This window comes from Streptomyces paradoxus, from assembly GCF_014202475.1.
GTDB lineage: Bacteria > Actinomycetota > Actinomycetes > Streptomycetales > Streptomycetaceae > Streptomyces > Streptomyces paradoxus.
This window is the reverse complement of record NZ_JACHGV010000005.1, coordinates 118,286-135,504: the sequence shown is the minus strand read 5'-3', so window position 1 is coordinate 135,504 and position 17,219 is coordinate 118,286. Positions and strand designations below refer to the sequence as shown.

Sequence of the window (17,219 nt, the reverse complement as noted above, 5' to 3'; positions counted from 1 at the left end):
CCCCGGTCAGTCCTCCACGCGGATCCCCCACTGCGCGGCCAGCACGGGCGCGAGGTCCAGCAGCTGTGCGGTGCTGATCACCGCCCCCGACAGCCGGTCCAGCCCCCGGCTGATCTCCAGGGAAGCGGCGCCCCGCAGGTCGACGTCCGTGAGGGTCGCCGCGTGGAAGTCGGCGCCCTTCAGCGCGCAGTCCACGAACTCCACGCGCTCCAGGCGCGCACCGCCGAGGTCCGGCTCGACCAGCACGCAGCCCTGGAAGACGACGTCCCTGAGCCGGGCCGTGCGCAGGTTCAGATAGTCGATCTTGCCGCCGCGGATCAGCACCCGCTCCAGCACCGCCCCGTGCAGCTGCGGTCCGCCGAGCCGGGCATCGGTCAGCTCCACGTCGCGCAGGGTCGCCTCGGCGAGGTCGGTGCCTACGCCGCGGACGCCGGTGAGGGTGGAGTCCAGGACCCGGGTGTGCCGCAGCCGGGTCTCGTCCAGCACGCAGCCCGTCAGCGCGCAGTCCATGAAACGGGCGCCCGAGCCGTCCTGCCCGGCGAGGTCGGCCTCGCGGAAGTCCAGCCCGTCGTAGTCCCCGTCCGGCTCCAGCCCGCCGCCCTCGTACGGCTCCAGCACCGGCAGCCGCACCTCCGGTCGCCGCGCGCCCTTCACACCCGTACCGCCCGCCGCTCTCCTCGCCATGCCCCCATGCTGCACCCCACCGCTGACAACCGGCCCTGACCTGCGCGGACACCGGTGATGTCACATTCCGGCGCCCTCGATCGGTCGTACTCCCAGAAGGCCACCCCAACCCGAGGGAGATCCACAGTCATGCACCGCATCACCGTCATCGGCGGCGGCTTCGCCGGACTGACCGCGGCCATCACCGCTGCCGAGGCGGGCGCCAGGGTCACCATCCACGAGGCCCACCACACGCTCGGCGGCCGGGCGCGCACCGCCGAGGGCCCGTACCGCACCAACGAGGGCCCGCACGCCCTCTACAACGGCGGCCCGCACTGGGCCTGGCTCAAGCAGCGCGACCTCATCGGGCCGCTCGCCCCGCTCCCGCCCCTGGAGGCGGCCCGGCTCCGGCTGCGGCACCAGGGCGTGCTGCGCCGCACCCCGCCCTTCCCGATGCTGAAGCTGCTGCGCCCGACGGCCCGGCAGGCACCCGTCGACGCCGACTTCCTGACCTGGGCGACCGGCATCGCCGGCGAGGAGGGGGCCCGGGCAGCCGCGCACTACTCGGCGGTCGCCCTGTTCCACCACGATCCCGGGTCGCTGTCGGCCGCGTTCGTGCAGGAACGGCTGCGCCGCGCCACCAAGCTGCCGCCCGAGGCGCACTACCCGCGCGGCGGCTGGGCGAGCGTCATCGACCGGATGGCCGCCCGCGCCTGGAACCTGGGCGTCCGGATGGAGACGCTGTCCCGCGTCGACACGCTCCCCACCGACACGCCGGTCGTCGTCGCCACCTCCCTCGACGCCGCCCGCCGCCTGCTCGGCGACGACTCCCTGACCTGGCCGAGCGGCCGTACCGCCCTCGTCGACCTGGCCGTACGCACTCGGCGCGGAGATGCCTTCGCGGTCTCCGACCTGGACGCGCCCGGCTGGCTGGAGCGGTTCACCGCCCAGGACCGCAGTCTCGCCCCGGCCGGTGAGCAGCTGATCCAGGGCCAGATCCCCATCGCCCCGCACGAGTCGAAGGCCGACGGCACCGCCCGCGCCGAGCAGTTGCTCGACCTGGGTTTCCCGGGCTGGCGCGAGCGGGTCACCTGGCGGCGCGGGTCGGTGGCCAACGGCCGTACGGGCGCGGTCGATCCGCCCGGCACCAGCTGGCGCGACCGGCCGGCCGTGGACCGGGGCGACGGGGTCTACCTCGCCGGCGACCAGGTCGCGGCCCCCGGCGTGCTGTCGGAGGTGTCCTTCAACAGCGCCCTGACGGCGGTCTCCCTGGCCCTCGGCCGGCACGAGGTTGACCTCAAGCGAGCTTGAGGTTGAAGACTGGTCACGTCGAACGCCCTTACAGAGGAGTCGCCATGCACGCCGTCCGCCTGCACGCCTTCGGCCCGGCCGAGAACCTCACCTACGAGCGGGTCGAGGACCCCCTGCCGGGCCCCGGCCAGGTCCGTATCGCCGTACGCGCGGCGGGCGTCCACCTCCTGGACGCCGCCCTGCGCGAGGGCATGCCGGGCGGCCCGGCGGCCGAGCCGGCGCCGCTGCCGACCATCCCCGGCCGCGAGGTCGCCGGTGTCGTGGAGTCCCTGGGCGAGGGTGTGGCCGAGGTGTGGCGCGGCAAGCGGGTCGTCGCCCACCTCGGCTTCGTCCCGGGCGGCTACGCCGAACTGGCCGTCACCGATGTCGAGCGCCTGCACGAGATCCCCGGGAACCTGGACTTCGCCGAGGCCGTCGCCATGATCGGCACGGGCCGTACGGCGATGGGGATCCTGCAGTTCGCCGAGCTCGGCCCCGGCTCGGTGGTCATCGTCCCGGCCGCCGCCGGAGGCCTCGGCACGCTCCTCGTGCAGTACGCCAAGAACGCCGGGGCGCACGTCGTGGGACTCGCGGGCGGGCCGGAGAAGACCGCCCGGGTGCAGGCGGGCGGCGCCGACCTCGCCGTCGACTACAAGGACCCCGCCTGGCCCGCGAAGGTCCGCGCGCACCTCGGCGGCCGGACCGCGACCGTCGTCTTCGACGGCGTCGGCGGCGACGTCGCCCGCGAGGCCGTCGCCCTCCTCGGCCCGGGCGGCAAGCACATCGTCTTCGGCTGGTCCGGCGAGGGCATCCGGAACGGCGGGCCCTACCTCGTCGAGGGTGTCTCCGAGGAGGTCCTCGGCCCGGTGATGCTGGGGAAGGCGGGCGGACCCGACCCGGTCCGCACCCTGGAACTGCGGGCCCTCGCCGAGGCCGCGTCCGGCCGGCTCACCCCGGCCGTACAGCGCTACCCGCTGAGCGAGGCGGCGGCGGCGCACCGGGCGCTGGAGACCCGCGGCACGACCGGCAAGGTGGTCCTGGAGCCCTGACCGGCCCCGGCGACCAGGCTGGTACGCCCCGGCAAAATCGCATGCCCCACCCGGCGCGCCCCACTACCGTGCCGAGAGTGATCGACATTCCCCGGGAACTGGCGGCATCACAGGAGAAGTTCAACGGAGAAGCGGGCCGCGCCTTCATCGCCGGACTGCCGGAGCAGGCGGCCCGCTTCCTCGACCACTGGGACCTCGGACCCGACGGACCACCCATGCACGGCGTCTGCGCCCTGGTCCTCCCGGTCCTTTGCGCCGACGGCACCCGCGCGGTCCTCAAGCTGCAGATCCTCGACGAGGAGAGCGAGGGCGAACCGGTCGCGCTGCGCGCCTGGAACGGCGACGGAGCCGTCCGCCTCCTCGACCACGACGAACCCACCGGCACCATGCTGCTGGAACGCCTCGACGAAACCCGCATGCTGTCCCGCCTGCCGGACACCCATGAGGCCGTGGTCACCATCGCCGAGCTCCTGGCCCACCTCACGTCCTTCCCGGCCCCGCCCGGCATGCGCCGCCTCGGCGACATCGCCCGCGGCATGCTCGACCAGACCCCCTGGGCCCTCGCCCGCATCCCCGACCCGGAGGCCCGCCGCCTCGTCGCCGACTGCGCGGCCGCGCTGCGCGAGGTCGTGGACGAGCCGGGCGACCGCCTCCTCCACTGGGACCTCCACGACGAGAACGTCCTCGCCTCCGACCGCGCCCCCTGGCTCGCGATCGACCCCAAGCCCCTCGCGGGCGACCCCGGCTTCGAACTGTGGCCCGCCCTGGACAACCGCTACGACCCCGACGACATCCTCTGGCGCTTCGACGCCATGACCGACATCCTCGCCCTGGACCGCCCCCGAGCCCGCGCCTGGACCCTCGCCCGCCTCCTCCAGAACACCCTGTGGGACATCGAGGACACCCGGCCCGTCGACGACGCCCAGCTGGAGATCGCCCGGCGGCTGCGCGGTCGCGGCCTCTGACGCGGGAGGGGCAGCGAACAGCCCCGTGCCGCGGTACCCCCCTCGTCGTACCGCGGCACGGTGCCGGTCCGTCAGAAGCAGGGCTTGGACACGTTGCCCACCTCGTTGCCCTTGAGCAGGCCGCCCCAGATGTAGTTGCCGTCCGACAGCAGCACCCACTTGTCGTGGCTGATGCCGTTGGCGGTGACAGGGCCGCCCACGAGCCAGCATTCGGCGCTGAGGCTCTGGTTCGCCGCGACCGTGTAGGCGATCCGGTAGCCCACCGCCGGACCGACCCGCACGTTGCCGTTGATCCAGGTGACGACCGTCTGGTTGGCACGCACGGTCGCGGCGGCCCGCTCGGCCTGCTGGTCCGGCGCGGCGACCGCCGGAGCCGCCGTACCGGCCCCGACGAGGATCGCCGCGGCCGCCGCCGTCATGAGCTTGATCCGCGAACGTGAGGTGAAACGCTGCATCGTCGTCCGTCTCCTTCGATCACGCGCAACTCGCTGCCTGTGCTTCCATGTACGTCACCTGTACGCACGGCACGGCAGTCGGGTTGCAGCGGATACGGACTTCTTTTCCCGGACTTCCGGGCGGGGACCACACGGGGGCGCAACGGGGCATGACGGAGGAGGAGTTCGACATCTTCTACGCCTCGGCCTTCCCGCGGCTGGTCGGGCGGGTCTACGCCGTGACGGGGGATCTGGCAGAGGCGCAGGACGTCGTCCAGGAAGCGTTCGTGCGCGCCTGGGACCGGCGGCGCGAGATGCTGGCCGACGAGGCCCCTGAGGCGTGGGTGCGTACGGTCGCGGTACGGCTCGCGGTCAGCCGCTGGCGGCGTGCCCGGCGCTGGCTGGAGCTGGTGCGCCACCACGCGGCCCCCGAGCATGTCCCGGGACCCGGCCCGGAGCACACCGCGCTGGTCCAGGCCCTGCGCAGGCTGCCGCAGGCACAGCGCACCGCGATCGTTCTGCACCATTTGTGTGACATGAGCGTGGAACAGGTGGCCTCCGAGACCGGCGCGGCCGTGGGAACGGTGAAGGCCCGCCTGTCCCGCGGCAGGGCCGCGCTCGCCGTGCACCTCGACCCCGGGCGGAACAGCGGTGAGAAGGAGGGCGACCGTGTCCGATGACCTCTCCGACCTGCTGCACGAGGTCGCCGACCGGCACCGTGCCGCCCCGTCGGTGCCGGCGCAGGAGATCAGACGGCTGGCCGAGCGCCGTGGGCGCCGGCGCCGTGCGGCCTACGCGGGCGGGGCCGCCGCCGTCGCGCTGGCCCTCGCCGGTGGTCTGGCGGTGGCGTTCACCGGTCACGACGGCGCCCGCCCCGCACCACCAACCGCCGCGAGCGCCGGCGCGCCTCCACGGCCGTCACCACCTCAGCGGCAGGCAACGGCGACGGTCGACCTCACGCAACACGAACTCACCCTGTCGGGGCGCCGGTTGCCCGTATCCGGCGGCACCGCCCAGCATCCGACGCCGACCGGCCGGATGACCGTCGTCGCCAAGTACCCCGAACGGCGCCTGCCGGGCGCGACCGTCGGCCTGGGCGAGGAGTACGACGTCGCCATGCGCTGGGTGGTCGAGCTGCGGGCCGCCGACGGCACGACCAACTACCTCGTCGCCCTGACCTTCAACGAGCAGGCCCCCGGCGAGCGCGACGTCACACACGGCTGGATCGGCCTGCGCTCGGCGGACGCGAAGTGGTGCTACGAGCTGCTGCGGCCCGGCGACGTCATCCGCATCAGCCGCACAGGCCCGGCCCCGGGCTGAGGCCGAGCATGCGAAACCCCAGGTCAGACAGCATCTGACCTGGGGTTCCAAGGGAGCCCCCTGTCGGATTCGAACCGACGACCTACGCATTACAAGTGCGTTGCTCTGGCCAGCTGAGCTAAGGAGGCGGGTGCCGTGCGCCGGGTTGTCGTGCGCGAGGGCGGCACCACTGTACACAGAGCCTGTTACGCCGAGCCACGAAGTTCCGTCCGGGCGGACTCCTCCGCCACCTCGTAGGCGAAGCGGTACGCCACCGACGGCTCACCGTGCCGTGCGGTGAAGTCGCCCTCTCCCGTGAGGCCGGTCAGCTCCCCGCTCCCCGACCCCGGCACCACCTGGAAGGTGCAGTGCACGGTGCCGTCCTCGCCGAAGAACCCCCGTTCCTCCACCGCGAAGCTCCCCTCACGGCCCTCGACGCGGCCGGTGAAGAGTTCCATGCCGCTGAAGGAGCCGGTCTTCGCGGTGACGTAGACGATCGTGTACTCGCAGTTCGTACCGGCCGCCTCGATGCCGCCCGTGAAGGTGTTCCGGACGGAGGCGTGGGCGAGGCGGGGGTTCGCGTCCTCGCCGGGGCCGATCACGCGTTCCTGCCAGTCGGCGAAGGTGAAGTGACCGGTGGTGGTGCGGGTGCCGGGCATGGTGGTCCTCTTTCGGCCGGGGCTGATGTCCTCCACCAGCCTCGACGCCGTACCTGACATCTCCTGTCAGGTACGGCGACGGACGCCCGACAATGGCCCCATGCGCGCCGACCGGCTCCTCTCCCTGCTCCTGCTGCTCCAGAACCGCGGGCGGATGACCGCACCCGAGCTCGCCGCCGAGCTGGAGGTGTCGGTGCGGACGGTCTACCGGGACGTCGAGGCGCTCGGGGCGGCCGGTGTGCCGGTGTGTGCCGACCGGGGGCCCGAGGGCGGCTACCGGCTGGTCGACGGGTACCGGACGCGGCTCACCGGCCTGACCGACGCCGAGGCCGGTTCGCTGTTCCTCGCCGGGATGCCCGGGCCCGCCCGGGACCTGGGGCTGGGGGCGGTCCTGGCCAGCGCCCAGCTGAAGGTCCAGGCGGCCCTGCCCGCCGGGTTGTCCTCGCAGGCCCGGCGGGTCCAGGAGCGGTTCCACCTGGACGCGCCCGCCTGGTTCCGGGAGGCCGACCCCGTGCCGTGTCTGGAGGCCGTGGCGGCGGCCGTGTGGGAACGGCGGGCACTGCGGCTGCACTACCGGCGCTGGCGCGGCGAGGTGCACCGGGAGGTGCGGCCGCTTGGCCTCGTCCTGAAGGGCGGCATCTGGTACCTGATCGCGCTCGCCGAGGAGGCCGTACGGACCTACCGGGTGTCGCGCGTGCTGTCCGTCGAGGACACGGGGGAGGTCTTCGAGCGCCCCGCCGGGTTCGACCTGGCCGCCTACTGGGCCGAGTCCTCCCGGCGACTGGAGGCCGCCCTGCACCAGGGCACCGCCCGGCTGCGCGTCTCACCCCGCGCGCGGCGGCTGCTGCCGATGCAGTTCGGCGCGGCGGGCGTACGGGCCCTGGGCAGCGCGGGGCCGCCCGACGGGGACGGCTGGGTGGAGGTGGAGCTGACCGTGGAGTCGGAGGCGGTCGCCGTGGGAGACCTGCTCCGGCTCGGCGCGGAGGCGGAGGTGCTCGGCCCTCCCGGGCTCCGGCAGGCCGTGGCCCGGGAGGTGGCGGCGCTGGCCGACCGGTACGGACAGCCGTGAGCAGGCTCGGACAGCGGTGAACAGGTCCGGTCGGCCGTAGCGTGCCGCTTCGAAAATTTCCGCGAAGTTCACAGGCCCGGAACTACTGACAGACGTGTGAACGCCAGGTACCGTCCTGAGCCAGTTCACTCGCGTGGACTACACCACAACGGAAGACCGTCGTGGCACCGCCTTCCTACTCGGATCGTCCGGCACGTTCCTGCCGGTAGAAGGGGTTCATTCACCATGGCCACTGTCTCGTTCGACAAGGCGACCCGGATCTACCCGGGTTCCACCAAGCCCGCCGTCGACGCGCTGGAGATCGACATCGAGGACGGCGAGTTCCTCGTCCTCGTCGGCCCCTCCGGCTGCGGAAAGTCCACCTCGCTGCGCATGCTCGCGGGCCTGGAGGACGTCAACGGCGGAGCCATCCGCATCGGTGACCGCGACGTCACGCACCTGCCGCCGAAGGACCGGGACATCGCCATGGTGTTCCAGAACTACGCGCTCTACCCGCACATGACCGTCGCCGACAACATGGGCTTCGCGCTCAAGATCGCCGGCGTCAACAAGGCGGAGATCCGGCAGAAGGTCGAGGAGGCCGCGAAGATCCTCGACCTCACCGACTACCTGGACCGCAAGCCGAAGGCCCTCTCCGGCGGTCAGCGCCAGCGTGTCGCCATGGGCCGCGCCATCGTGCGTGAGCCCCAGGTGTTCCTCATGGACGAGCCGCTGTCCAACCTGGACGCCAAGCTCCGTGTGTCCACGCGTACGCAGATCGCCTCGCTCCAGCGCCGCCTGGGCATCACCACCGTCTACGTCACCCACGACCAGGTCGAGGCCATGACGATGGGCGACCGCGTGGCGGTCCTCAAGGACGGTCTGCTCCAGCAGATCGACACCCCGCGCAACATGTACGACAAGCCCGCCAACCTCTTCGTGGCCGGCTTCATCGGCTCCCCGGCGATGAACCTCGTCGAGGTGCCGATCACCGACGGCGGCGTGAAGTTCGGCAAGTCGGTCGTGCCGGTGCAGCGTGACGCGATCGCCGCCGCCACCGACAAGACCGTCACCGTCGGCGTCCGCCCCGAGCACTTCGAGGTGGCCGGCGCGGACGCCGAGCTGGGCCTCGCGGTCACGGTGAACGTCGTCGAGGAGCTCGGCGCCGACGCGTACGTCTACGGCACCGCCAAGGTCGGCGACGACTCCAAGGACCTCGTCGTCCGCGTCAGCGGCCGTGACGTCCCGGAGAAGGGCAGCCAGCTGCACGTCGTGCCCCGCTCCGGCGAGACCCACGTGTTCTCGACGTCGACCGGTGCGCGCCTGTCCGACTGATCAACCAGGAAACGCACAACCCCGGGTGAATCACCCAGGTTGACGAAGAGGGCCCCGCAGCGTGCTGCGGGGCCCTTCTCGTTGTCGACAAATACCCCGGCAGACCGGACGTTTCGAGCTCTGTGCGTCAACGCCTTACCCAGAAAGTGGCACTCTCTCATCCCCCGAACCGGTGACTAAATGTCTACAAACCATTACCGGGCGCTACCCTCACACGCGTGAAGCACTCCATGAACCAACAGACGCGACGCGGCCAGGGCCCCGTCCGCCGGATCGGCCGCACCCTCGCTTTCGTCCTGCCCGTCGTCCTGGTGCTCTCCGGGACCCTCGCGGTCACCCGAGTCAACTGGTCGGGGAACTCCACCGACCCGGTGCTCACCGCCGCGGACACCTCTGTGGGCACCCCACGGGCCGCCAAGCGCGCACCCCAGGACATCCTGCGCGACAGGCTCCTGACCGAACTGCAGGAGGAGGACCCGGGCGTCGCCCTCACCCACCTCCAGCAGGCCGTCAACGGCCGCCCGTCGCTGGCGAAGCACTGCGCGTCCATCGCCCGCGCCCTCGGCCAGGCAGCCGTCCGGGTCTACGGCCCGACCCGCGCCCAGTCCTACGCGCGCCCGGTGTGCGACACCGCCTTCGCCACCGGCGTCGCCGCCGCGCACAGCTGAGCGCACAGCCCTGCCACCGGGTGGGAAGTCCCTGACGGCCGGCGCCCGAACGCTCGCCGGCCGCTGTCCCGGGCGGGACGCCACGTACAGTTCGTGTCCATGAGCGATCCGAGCGCCGCGTCCCGCCCCGTTCAAGCCGTCGTTCTGGCCGGTGGCCAGGGCTCCCGGCTGCGTCCGTACACCGACGACCGGCCCAAGCCGATGGTCGAGATCCCCGGGACGGGGACGCCGATCATCGGCCATCAGCTGTCCTGGCTCGCCGACGAGGGTGTGACGGACGTCGTCGTCTCCTGCGGCCATCTCGCCGAGGTCCTGCAGAAGTGGCTGGAGACGGCCGAGCTGCCCGTCTCCGTCACGACGGTCGTCGAGTCGGAGCCGCTCGGGCGCGGCGGCGGCCTCAAGTACGCCGCGGCGCATCTCCCCCACCCCGACCAGCCCTGGTACGCGACGAACGGCGACATCTGGACCCGGTTCTCGCTGCGGGACATGGCCGACTTCCACGCCGAGCGCGATGCCGTCGCGACGCTGGCGCTGGCGCGGCCGAGGCTGCCGTGGGGGGCGGTGCAGACCGACGGGTTCGGGCGGATCACCGACTTCATCGAGGCGCCCCCGTCGACCTTCGAGATCAACGCCGGCGTGTACGTCTTCTCCCCCGAGTTCGCCGGGCTGCTGCCGCACCGGGGGGACCATGAGCGGACCACGTTTCCTCATCTGGCCCGTGAGCGGCGCCTCGCCGGGTTCACGATCCCCCAGGGGTCGTACTGGCGGGCCATCGACACGGCGAAGGACCTGACGGAGGCGGCGAAGGAACTGGCGGCGTTGGGGCGTTGACCGCGGCGTGCGGTGTGCTTCGGCCGCGGGCCCGCCGTGGCTGCTCGCGCAGTTCCCCGCGCCCCCGAGGGACATCTGGCCTCTACGCGTGAAAAGGCCCCGCACCTGACGGTGCGGGGCCTTCTGTCGTGCTGGTCGGGGGTCAGCCCAGCAGGCCGCCCACCAAGCCCGGGCGGCCCGTGGAGGAGCCGCCGCCCGTGCCGCCGGTCGAGCCCGTGCCGCCCGTTGCCGTGCCGCCACCGGAGGTGGGGCCGGTCGTGGTGCTCGGGGCCTGGTCGGCCGGGGAGGACTGCTGAGGCGGGGCCTGGCCGACGGTGCCCTGGGTCTGGCTGGGCGAGCCGCCGGTGACGGTGCCGGTGTCGCGGGTGGCGTCCGGCCGGGTCGTGGTGCCCGCGCTCGGGCTCGCGGAACCGGCCGTGGCGCCCTGGGTGGGTGAGGAGGAGGCCGACGGGGTCCGCTTCTCCTTGCGCTTGCCGGGCTCACCCGGCAGCGGGGAGCCGGGCAGCTCGTTGCGCGGGGCCTCGCCGGGCCCCGGGACGACGACCCGGTCGGCGTCGCGGACGGCACCGCCGAGCAGCGAGCCGACGAGCAGGGTGACGCCGGTGGCGATGGCGGTGACGAGGGCGCCGCGGCGCAGCACGTAGCGGCGCAGGTCCCAGATGTCGGCGCGGGGGCCGAGACGGCGCCAGGCACTGCCGGCCAGACGGCCGTCGACGGAGTAGACGGGGGCGCCGGCGATGATCAGCGGCGACCAGGCGGCGAGATAGATGATGTCGGGCGTCTCGTAGGCGGGGACGCTCTTCCAGCTGACGGTGACCAGCAGCGCGGCCGACAGCAGGGCGCCCAGGCAGGCGGCGACGCGCTGCCAGCAGCCCAGCACCGTCAGGACACCGACGATGACCTGGGCGAAGGCGATGACCAGGCCGGCGCCGACCGGGTGCTCCAGGGCGAACTGGCGCAGCGGCTCGGCGACTTCCCACGGGTGCAGCGTGTTGAGCCACTTGACCATGGAGCCACGCTTGCCGCCTTCGAAGTAGACGGGGTCGCACAGCTTGCCCATGCCGGCGTAGATGGAGATGAAGCCGAGGAAGACACGCAGCGGCAGCAGGACGACGGCGAGGTTCATCCGGCGGCCCGGGTAGTAGGCGTGCCGGGCCGGGTCGTCGCCGTGCCGCTTGGCCCGGCGCCCGGTGCCGTCCGCGCCGGGGGCGGACTCCTCGAAATCGTCGTCCTCGTAGGCGGGTTCGCCGTACGCCGGTTCGTCGTAGGCGCTGCCGGCGGTCCGCATGGGCGGCAGCAGCCGGGTGCCGTCGGCGGGTTCGCGGGTGCGCTGGGGGCCGACGACCGGGGTCTCGACGGTCTGGGCGAGGTCGTCCTCGTAGCCGGCGCCGCCGTAGCCCGCGCCCTGGTACCCGGGGTCGTCGTAGCCCGGGCCCACACGGGAGATGACCTGGGTGGCCCCGGTGTCGGAGCCGGACTCGTCGGCGTGGCGGACACTCTCGTGCCGCACGGCCTGCAGGAGCCGGTGCGCCCCGGTGTCGTCGGGAGCGGATCTGCCGCTCCAGACGACGGGCCGGCGGCGGGCGGTGGCCCCGTCCGCCCCGCCCCCCACCTGGGGGATACGGGCGGTGTCCTCGGTGGCGGTCAGGTGCCGTGCGACCCGGGGGGACTGGACGCGACGCGTCGAGACGCCCAACTGCACGCGGAAACTCGCGTGATTGACGATGACCTGCGCCGGGTCGCTCGGCACCTTCACCATGCTCAGCGCGGGAGCGTCGTCGAGTCCCGACGAGCGGTCCCCCGTGGGTGTGCGGGGTGTTCTGGTGTCCACACTCATCTAACCGAGTGACGTCGCGTTAGGACACTGCTTTGACCCCCCGGATCTGTCCGGACCCCGTCAAGCTTGTCCTCGTCGCCCCGATGACACCGGAATATCCCGTTACGGGTGAAGTTCCGGACGCCTGTTCAGTGGCGTCGGCGGGCCGCCTCGTACAGCACGATCCCCGCCGCCACACCGGCGTTGAGCGACTCGGCGCCGCCCGGCATCGGGATCCGCACCCGCACGTCACAGGTCTCCCCGACGAGCCGGGACAGCCCCTTGCCCTCACTGCCGACGACGATGACGACCGGGCCGTCCAGCGCCGGAAGCTCACCGAGCTCGGCCTCGCCATCGGCGGCCAGGCCGACGACCGTGATGCCGGCCTTCTTGTACGCCTCCAGGGCCCGGGTGAGGTTGGTGGCGCGGGCGACCGGGGTGCGGGCCGCCGTACCGGCGGACGTCTTCCAGGCACCGGCCGTCATACCGGCCGCGCGGCGCTCGGGGACGACCACGCCGTGACCGCCGAAGGCGGAGACGGAGCGGACGACCGCGCCGAGGTTGCGCGGGTCGGTGACGCCGTCGAGGGCGACGATCAGCGGGTCCACACCCTCGTCGTAGGCGGCGGACGCCAGGTCCTCGGGGTGGGCGTACTCGTACGGCGGGACCTGGAGGACCAGGCCCTGGTGGTTGAGACCGTTGGTCATCCGGTCCAGCTCGGGACGCGGGGCCTCCATGAGGTTGATCCCGCCGCGCTCGGCGGCGACCTGGAGGGCCTCGCGCACCCGCTCGTCGTTGTCGATGAACTGCTGGACGTAGAGCGTGGACGCCGGGACGCCCTCGCGCAGCGCCTCCAGAACCGGGTTGCGCCCGACGACCAGCTCGGACGTGCCCTTGCCGCCACGGCCGCGCACGGTGGGCCGGCGCACGGCCTGCTTCGCCTTGGCATTGGCGACGCGGTTCTTCTTGTGCCCCTTGCGCATCTCGGCGGGCGGGGTGGGGCCCTTGCCTTCCAGGCCCCGGCGCCGCTGGCCGCCACTGCCGACCTGCGCGCCCTTCTTGCCGGACATGCGGCGGTTGTTCGCGGCCATTGAGCTACCTGTCTCCGTGAAGTGATGCGTACGTACGTCTGTGTACGGCTCTTACGTCTGTGCAGTGTGCCGCCCGGAGGCCCGGGCGGCACATCGAGCGCCCCGTGGGGCTCGTCTCAGCGCGGGCCGAGGCTCCATCGCGGCCCCTGCGGGCTGTCCTCGATGACCAGGCCGGACTGGCTCAGCTGGTCGCGGATGGCGTCCGCGGTGGGCCAGTCCTTGCGGGCCCGGGCGGCCTCACGCTGGTCCAGCACCATGCGGACGAGCGTGTCGACCACGCCGTGCAGGTCCTCGCCACGGTCGCCCTCCCCGGCCCACTGGGGGTCCAGCGGGTCGAGGCCGAGCACGCCGAGCATCGCGCGCACCTCGGCGAGCCGGGCCACGGCTGCTTCCTTGTCGTCGGCCGCCAGGGCACTGTTGCCCTGCCGGACAGTGGTGTGCACCACGGCGAGCGCCTGCGGCACGCCCAGGTCGTCGTCCATGGCCTCGGCGAAGGCGAGCGGCACCTCGGGGGCGGGCTCGACGACGCCGGCCTTCTCGACCACGCGCTGCACGAAGCCCTCGATCCGCGCGAACGCCGACTCGGCCTCGCGCAGCGCCTCCTCGCTGTACTCGATCATCGAGCGGTAGTGCGGGGTGCCGAGGTAGTAGCGCAGCACGATGGGCCGCCAGCGCTTGACCATCTCACTGACCAGGACGGAGTTGCCGAGCGACTTGGACATCTTCTCGCCGCTCATGGTGACCCAGGCGTTGTGCACCCAGTACCGCGCGAACTCGTCGCCGTAGGCCTTGGCCTGGGCGATCTCGTTCTCGTGGTGCGGGAAGACCAGGTCCAGGCCGCCGCCGTGGATGTCGAAGGCGGTCCCGAGGTACTTGTGCGCCATCGCCGAGCACTCCAGGTGCCAGCCGGGACGGCCGCGGCCCCAGGGCGTCTCCCAGTCGGGCTCCCCGGGCTTGGTGGCCTTCCACATGGCGAAGTCGCGCGGGTCGCGCTTGCCCGAGACGCCCTCGTCGGGCTGACGCAGGTCGTCGATGTCCTGGTTGGACAGCGCCAGGTACTCCGGGAAGGAGCGGACGTCGAAGTAGACGCTGCCGTCCGCGACGTAGGCGTGCCCGCGCTCGATGAGGCCGCGCATCATCTCGACCATCTCGGTGATGTGGCCGGTGGCACGCGGCTCGTAGGTCGGGGGCAGGCAGCCGAGCGCGTGGTAACCGTCGTTGAACGCGCGCTCGTTCTCGTAGCCGATGGCCCACCAAGGACGGTTCTGGCCGGCCGACTTGGCGATGATCTTGTCGTCGATGTCCGTCACGTTCCGCACGAACGTGACGTCGTAGCCGCGGTACTCGAACCAGCGGCGCATGATGTCGAAGTTCAGCCCGGAGCGGATGTGCCCGATGTGCGGGGCGGCCTGCACGGTGGCACCACACAGGTAGATCGAGACGCAACCCGGCTGGAGCGGGGAGAAGTCACGGATCTGCCGGGCGCTGGTGTCGTACAGGCGAATAGTCACCACTCCAGGGTAGTGGGCCCCGGGGGGTGCCTCAGGACCTTCCCCTCGGGGCGGACACATTCGTGACATTGGCAACGGGTACGCCCCGCAGGCTTGTCCTCAGCCCGCGCGCACCACCAGCGCCGTGGCCACCGCCATCAGCCCTTCGTCCCGGCCGGGGAAGCCGAGGCCGTCCGTCGTCGCGCCCGACACCGACACCGGGGCTCCGGCCGCCTCGGACAGGAGTTTCTGCGCCTCGTCCCGGCGCTTGCCGATCTTCGGGCGGGGGCCCACCACCTGTACGGCGATGTTGCCGATCCGGAAGCCCGCCTCGCGCACGATGCGCGCGGCCTCCGTCAGGAGGGTGACCCCGGAGGCGCCCGACCACTCGGGGCGGCCCGTGCCGAAGTGCTGCCCCAGGTCACCGAGGCCGGCGGCGGAGAAGAGGGCGTTGCAGGCGGCGTGGGCGACGACGTCCGCGTCGGAGTGGCCGGCCAGGCCCGGGCCCTCCCCCTCCCACTTCAGGCCCGCGCACCACAGCTCGCGGCCCTCCTCGAAGGCGTGGATGTCGGTGCCGATGCCGACCTGGGGCAGCACGGGCTGGTCAGAAGCCATCGTTGAGCCTCCTGCGGGCCAGGACCGCCTCGGCGAGGACCAGGTCCAGGGGGCGGGTGACCTTGAACGCCTCCTCGTGACCGGGGACGGCCACGACCGTGAGGCCGAGCTGCTCGACCATGCCGGCGTCGTCGGTGACCTCGCCGGTGACCGTCTCGTGCGCCCGGACCAGCGTGGCCCGGTCGAAGCCCTGCGGGGTCTGCACCGCCCGCAGCAGGGCGCGCTCCGGGGTGGCGACGACCGGCTCCGGCTCGCCGGGGGTGCCGGCGGGCTCGACCTGCTTGACGGTGTCGGCCAGCGGCAGCGCCGGGACCACGGCCGGTGCGCCGTCGCGTACGGCCTCGATCACGGCGTCGACCGTGTCCACCGGCACCAGCGGCCGGGCCGCGTCGTGGACCAGCACGATGTCGTGGCCGGGCGGCAGCGCGTCCAGGCCGAGCTTCACCGACTCCTGGCGGCTCTGCCCGCCCGGGACGACGAGGAAGTCCGTCCGCTCGGGCAGCGCGTGCGCGTCGAGCAGGGACCTGACCTCGGCGGCGCCGTCGGGCGGGGCAACGACGACGACCAGGGAGACGGCGCGGGAGGCGGCCATCGCGCGGACCGCGTGGATCAGCATGGGCGTGCCGTTCAGCGCGCGCAGCGCCTTGGGGGCGCCCGGGCCGAGCCGGACACCGCGGCCGGCGGCCGGGATCACGGCCGCCGTACGGGCCGCCGAGGGGCCGGCGGACGGCGAGGGACGCGAATCGTCAGACATCGGTTCCTGTCAGGTTTGTGTGCTGGCCTGGCGTGGGTATGGCCTGGAGGAGTGCCGGGCGCGACGCGCTCGACCGGACCCTTCCGTGACGCTGGTCGAGCCGGCTGCCCGGGCCCGGCACGCCAAACACCGGGGCGTGAGTGATAACACATCCCGGGGCGGTGGCGCATCGGCGTCGGAGTATGAACATGCCGCAGCGCCCGGCGACAGGGAATTCGTCATCGGGCACCGCGGCATTTCGATGTGCAGGCGCGCGCTCGGTGCGCGGAGCGCTGAACGACCGGCTTCGCCTCAGGAGGCGAGAACCTCGTCGAGCAGGGCTTCGGCCTTGTCCTCGTTGGTGTTCTCCGCGAGGGCCAGCTCGCTCACCAGGATCTGGCGTGCCTTGGCGAGCATGCGCTTCTCACCGGCGGAGAGTCCACGCTCGCGCTCACGACGCCACAGGTCACGCACCACTTCCGCGACCTTGATGACATCGCCCGAGGCGAGCTTCTCCAGGTTTGCCTTGTATCGACGGGACCAGTTCGTGGGCTCCTCGGCGTACGGCGCGCGCAGCACCTCGAAGACCCGGTCCAGCCCGTCCTGACCGACCACATCACGCACGCCGACGAACTCCGCATTGTCCGCTGGCACACGTACCGTCAGGTCGCCCTGGGCGACCTTCAGCACCAAGTAGGTCTTGTCCACGCCTTTGATCTGGCGAGTTTCGATGGCCTCGATCAGCGCGGCCCCGTGATGGGGATAGACCACGGTGTCGCCAACCTTGAACGTCATGTGACAGGTACCCCTTCCGTGGCTATCCAGGGTAACACGGAAACTGCGGGTTCTGAATGGCGTTTTCGCAGGTCAGGGCATATCTCGGGGCTTGACAAGTCCAACAGGAACGTGCTTCGGACAGGGAGCGGAAGAAGGTATTCGCAGGTGGGAGCGGCTCTTCGGGGCGAGTGAAACGCGTACGTTACACGCATCCGGAGCATCCTCCAGAAGGGCGAACATCCCCATATGTCCGGTTCCGTATGATCGACTTCCGCTACTCCGTTCGGCGGCCCGAGCCGGGTTCCGGTCGAATCCGGAATTGATCACGAGGTGCCCGGACGGGTCACCGGTGATCAATTCCGAGGTGCCTCGCGCATTCCTTCACGGAAAATCCGTGCTACTGCCCGGGGTTCTTATGTGAATGCCGGACGAGCAACGCGCCAATGCGGCGCGGCA

18 protein-coding genes and 1 tRNA gene are annotated in these 17,219 nt (G+C 72.2%); 9 read left to right on the top strand and 10 right to left on the bottom strand.

The window, feature by feature from the left end:
* Positions 1-6: 6 nt before the first annotated feature.
* Complete coding sequence (locus HNR57_RS18260) at positions 7-684, bottom strand: pentapeptide repeat-containing protein (RefSeq protein WP_184561071.1); 678 nt, start codon at positions 682-684, stop codon at positions 7-9.
* A 129-nt stretch (positions 685-813) separates the two neighbouring features.
* On the opposite strand from HNR57_RS18260, the gene HNR57_RS18255 reads away from it, so the two are divergent.
* Genes HNR57_RS18255 through HNR57_RS18245 form a run of 3 tightly spaced genes read left to right on the top strand, consistent with a single transcriptional unit; the run spans position 814 to position 3,967 of the window.
* Positions 814-1,974 (top strand): NAD(P)-binding protein, encoded by a 1,161-nt coding sequence (locus HNR57_RS18255; RefSeq protein ID WP_184561070.1) that lies wholly within the window; start codon positions 814-816, stop codon positions 1,972-1,974.
* A 44-nt stretch (positions 1,975-2,018) separates the two neighbouring features.
* Positions 2,019-3,002 (top strand): zinc-binding dehydrogenase, encoded by a 984-nt coding sequence (locus HNR57_RS18250; protein ID WP_184561069.1) that lies wholly within the window; start codon positions 2,019-2,021, stop codon positions 3,000-3,002.
* Positions 3,003-3,043: 41 nt separating this feature from the next.
* On the top strand, positions 3,044-3,967 hold the full coding sequence (locus HNR57_RS18245; protein WP_221342676.1) for an aminoglycoside phosphotransferase family protein: 924 nt from the start codon (positions 3,044-3,046) through the stop codon (positions 3,965-3,967).
* 71 nt (positions 3,968-4,038) lie between these two features.
* Here HNR57_RS18245 and HNR57_RS18240 read toward each other — a convergent pair whose 3' ends face one another.
* The gene (locus tag HNR57_RS18240; protein ID WP_184561067.1) at positions 4,039-4,422 is read right to left on the bottom strand and encodes an SH3 domain-containing protein; all 384 of its coding nucleotides are present in this window, start codon (positions 4,420-4,422) and stop codon (positions 4,039-4,041) included.
* A 149-nt stretch (positions 4,423-4,571) separates the two neighbouring features.
* On the opposite strand from HNR57_RS18240, the gene HNR57_RS18235 reads away from it, so the two are divergent.
* Positions 4,572-5,081, top strand: coding sequence for a SigE family RNA polymerase sigma factor (locus tag HNR57_RS18235; protein WP_184561066.1), 510 nt, complete (start codon positions 4,572-4,574; stop codon positions 5,079-5,081).
* Entirely contained in the window at positions 5,071-5,721 is a 651-nt protein-coding gene (locus tag HNR57_RS39585) for a L,D-transpeptidase (RefSeq protein ID WP_184561065.1), read from the top strand. Before HNR57_RS18235 ends, HNR57_RS39585 begins: the two co-directional genes overlap by 11 nt.
* A gap of 54 nt (positions 5,722-5,775) precedes the next feature.
* Here HNR57_RS39585 and HNR57_RS18225 read toward each other — a convergent pair.
* Positions 5,776-5,849: transfer RNA gene (locus HNR57_RS18225), tRNA-Thr, on the bottom strand.
* A gap of 57 nt (positions 5,850-5,906) precedes the next feature.
* A complete protein-coding gene (locus tag HNR57_RS18220) occupies positions 5,907-6,359 on the bottom strand; it encodes a DUF3224 domain-containing protein (RefSeq protein WP_184561064.1) in 453 nt (150 codons plus the stop codon).
* Positions 6,360-6,459: 100 nt separating this feature from the next.
* On the opposite strand from HNR57_RS18220, the gene HNR57_RS18215 reads away from it, so the two are divergent.
* The 4 genes from HNR57_RS18215 to HNR57_RS18200 all read left to right on the top strand — a co-directional run bounded on the left by HNR57_RS18215 (position 6,460) and on the right by HNR57_RS18200 (position 10,241).
* Positions 6,460-7,428: a helix-turn-helix transcriptional regulator gene (locus HNR57_RS18215; protein ID WP_184561063.1), complete on the top strand. Its 969-nt coding sequence runs from the start codon at positions 6,460-6,462 to the stop codon at positions 7,426-7,428.
* A 225-nt stretch (positions 7,429-7,653) separates the two neighbouring features.
* Complete coding sequence (locus HNR57_RS18210; RefSeq protein ID WP_031105478.1) at positions 7,654-8,742, top strand: ABC transporter ATP-binding protein; 1,089 nt, start codon at positions 7,654-7,656, stop codon at positions 8,740-8,742.
* Between the two features lie 218 nt (positions 8,743-8,960).
* On the top strand, positions 8,961-9,410 hold the full coding sequence (locus HNR57_RS18205; RefSeq protein WP_184561062.1) for a hypothetical protein: 450 nt from the start codon (positions 8,961-8,963) through the stop codon (positions 9,408-9,410).
* A 99-nt stretch (positions 9,411-9,509) separates the two neighbouring features.
* Entirely contained in the window at positions 9,510-10,241 is a 732-nt protein-coding gene (locus tag HNR57_RS18200; RefSeq protein ID WP_184561061.1) for a nucleotidyltransferase family protein, read from the top strand.
* A 142-nt stretch (positions 10,242-10,383) separates the two neighbouring features.
* Here HNR57_RS18200 and HNR57_RS18195 read toward each other — a convergent pair whose 3' ends face one another.
* The 6 genes from HNR57_RS18195 to HNR57_RS18170 all read right to left on the bottom strand — a co-directional run bounded on the left by HNR57_RS18195 (position 10,384) and on the right by HNR57_RS18170 (position 16,781).
* On the bottom strand, positions 10,384-12,078 hold the full coding sequence (locus HNR57_RS18195) for a DoxX family protein (RefSeq protein WP_184561060.1): 1,695 nt from the start codon (positions 12,076-12,078) through the stop codon (positions 10,384-10,386).
* A gap of 128 nt (positions 12,079-12,206) precedes the next feature.
* On the bottom strand, positions 12,207-13,148 hold the full coding sequence (gene rlmB / locus HNR57_RS18190) for a 23S rRNA (guanosine(2251)-2'-O)-methyltransferase RlmB (protein ID WP_184561059.1): 942 nt from the start codon (positions 13,146-13,148) through the stop codon (positions 12,207-12,209).
* Between the two features lie 116 nt (positions 13,149-13,264).
* Positions 13,265-14,659, bottom strand: a complete 1,395-nt coding sequence (gene cysS, locus HNR57_RS18185) for a cysteine--tRNA ligase (protein WP_184561058.1) — start codon at positions 14,657-14,659, stop codon at positions 13,265-13,267.
* A 99-nt stretch (positions 14,660-14,758) separates the two neighbouring features.
* Positions 14,759-15,253, bottom strand: coding sequence for a 2-C-methyl-D-erythritol 2,4-cyclodiphosphate synthase (ispF, locus tag HNR57_RS18180; protein WP_062927607.1), 495 nt, complete (start codon positions 15,251-15,253; stop codon positions 14,759-14,761).
* On the bottom strand, positions 15,243-16,007 hold the full coding sequence (gene ispD / locus HNR57_RS18175; RefSeq protein WP_184561057.1) for a 2-C-methyl-D-erythritol 4-phosphate cytidylyltransferase: 765 nt from the start codon (positions 16,005-16,007) through the stop codon (positions 15,243-15,245). Before ispD ends, ispF begins: the two co-directional genes overlap by 11 nt.
* A gap of 291 nt (positions 16,008-16,298) precedes the next feature.
* On the bottom strand, positions 16,299-16,781 hold the full coding sequence (locus tag HNR57_RS18170) for a CarD family transcriptional regulator (RefSeq protein WP_003953493.1): 483 nt from the start codon (positions 16,779-16,781) through the stop codon (positions 16,299-16,301).
* Positions 16,782-17,219: the final 438 nt, after the last annotated feature.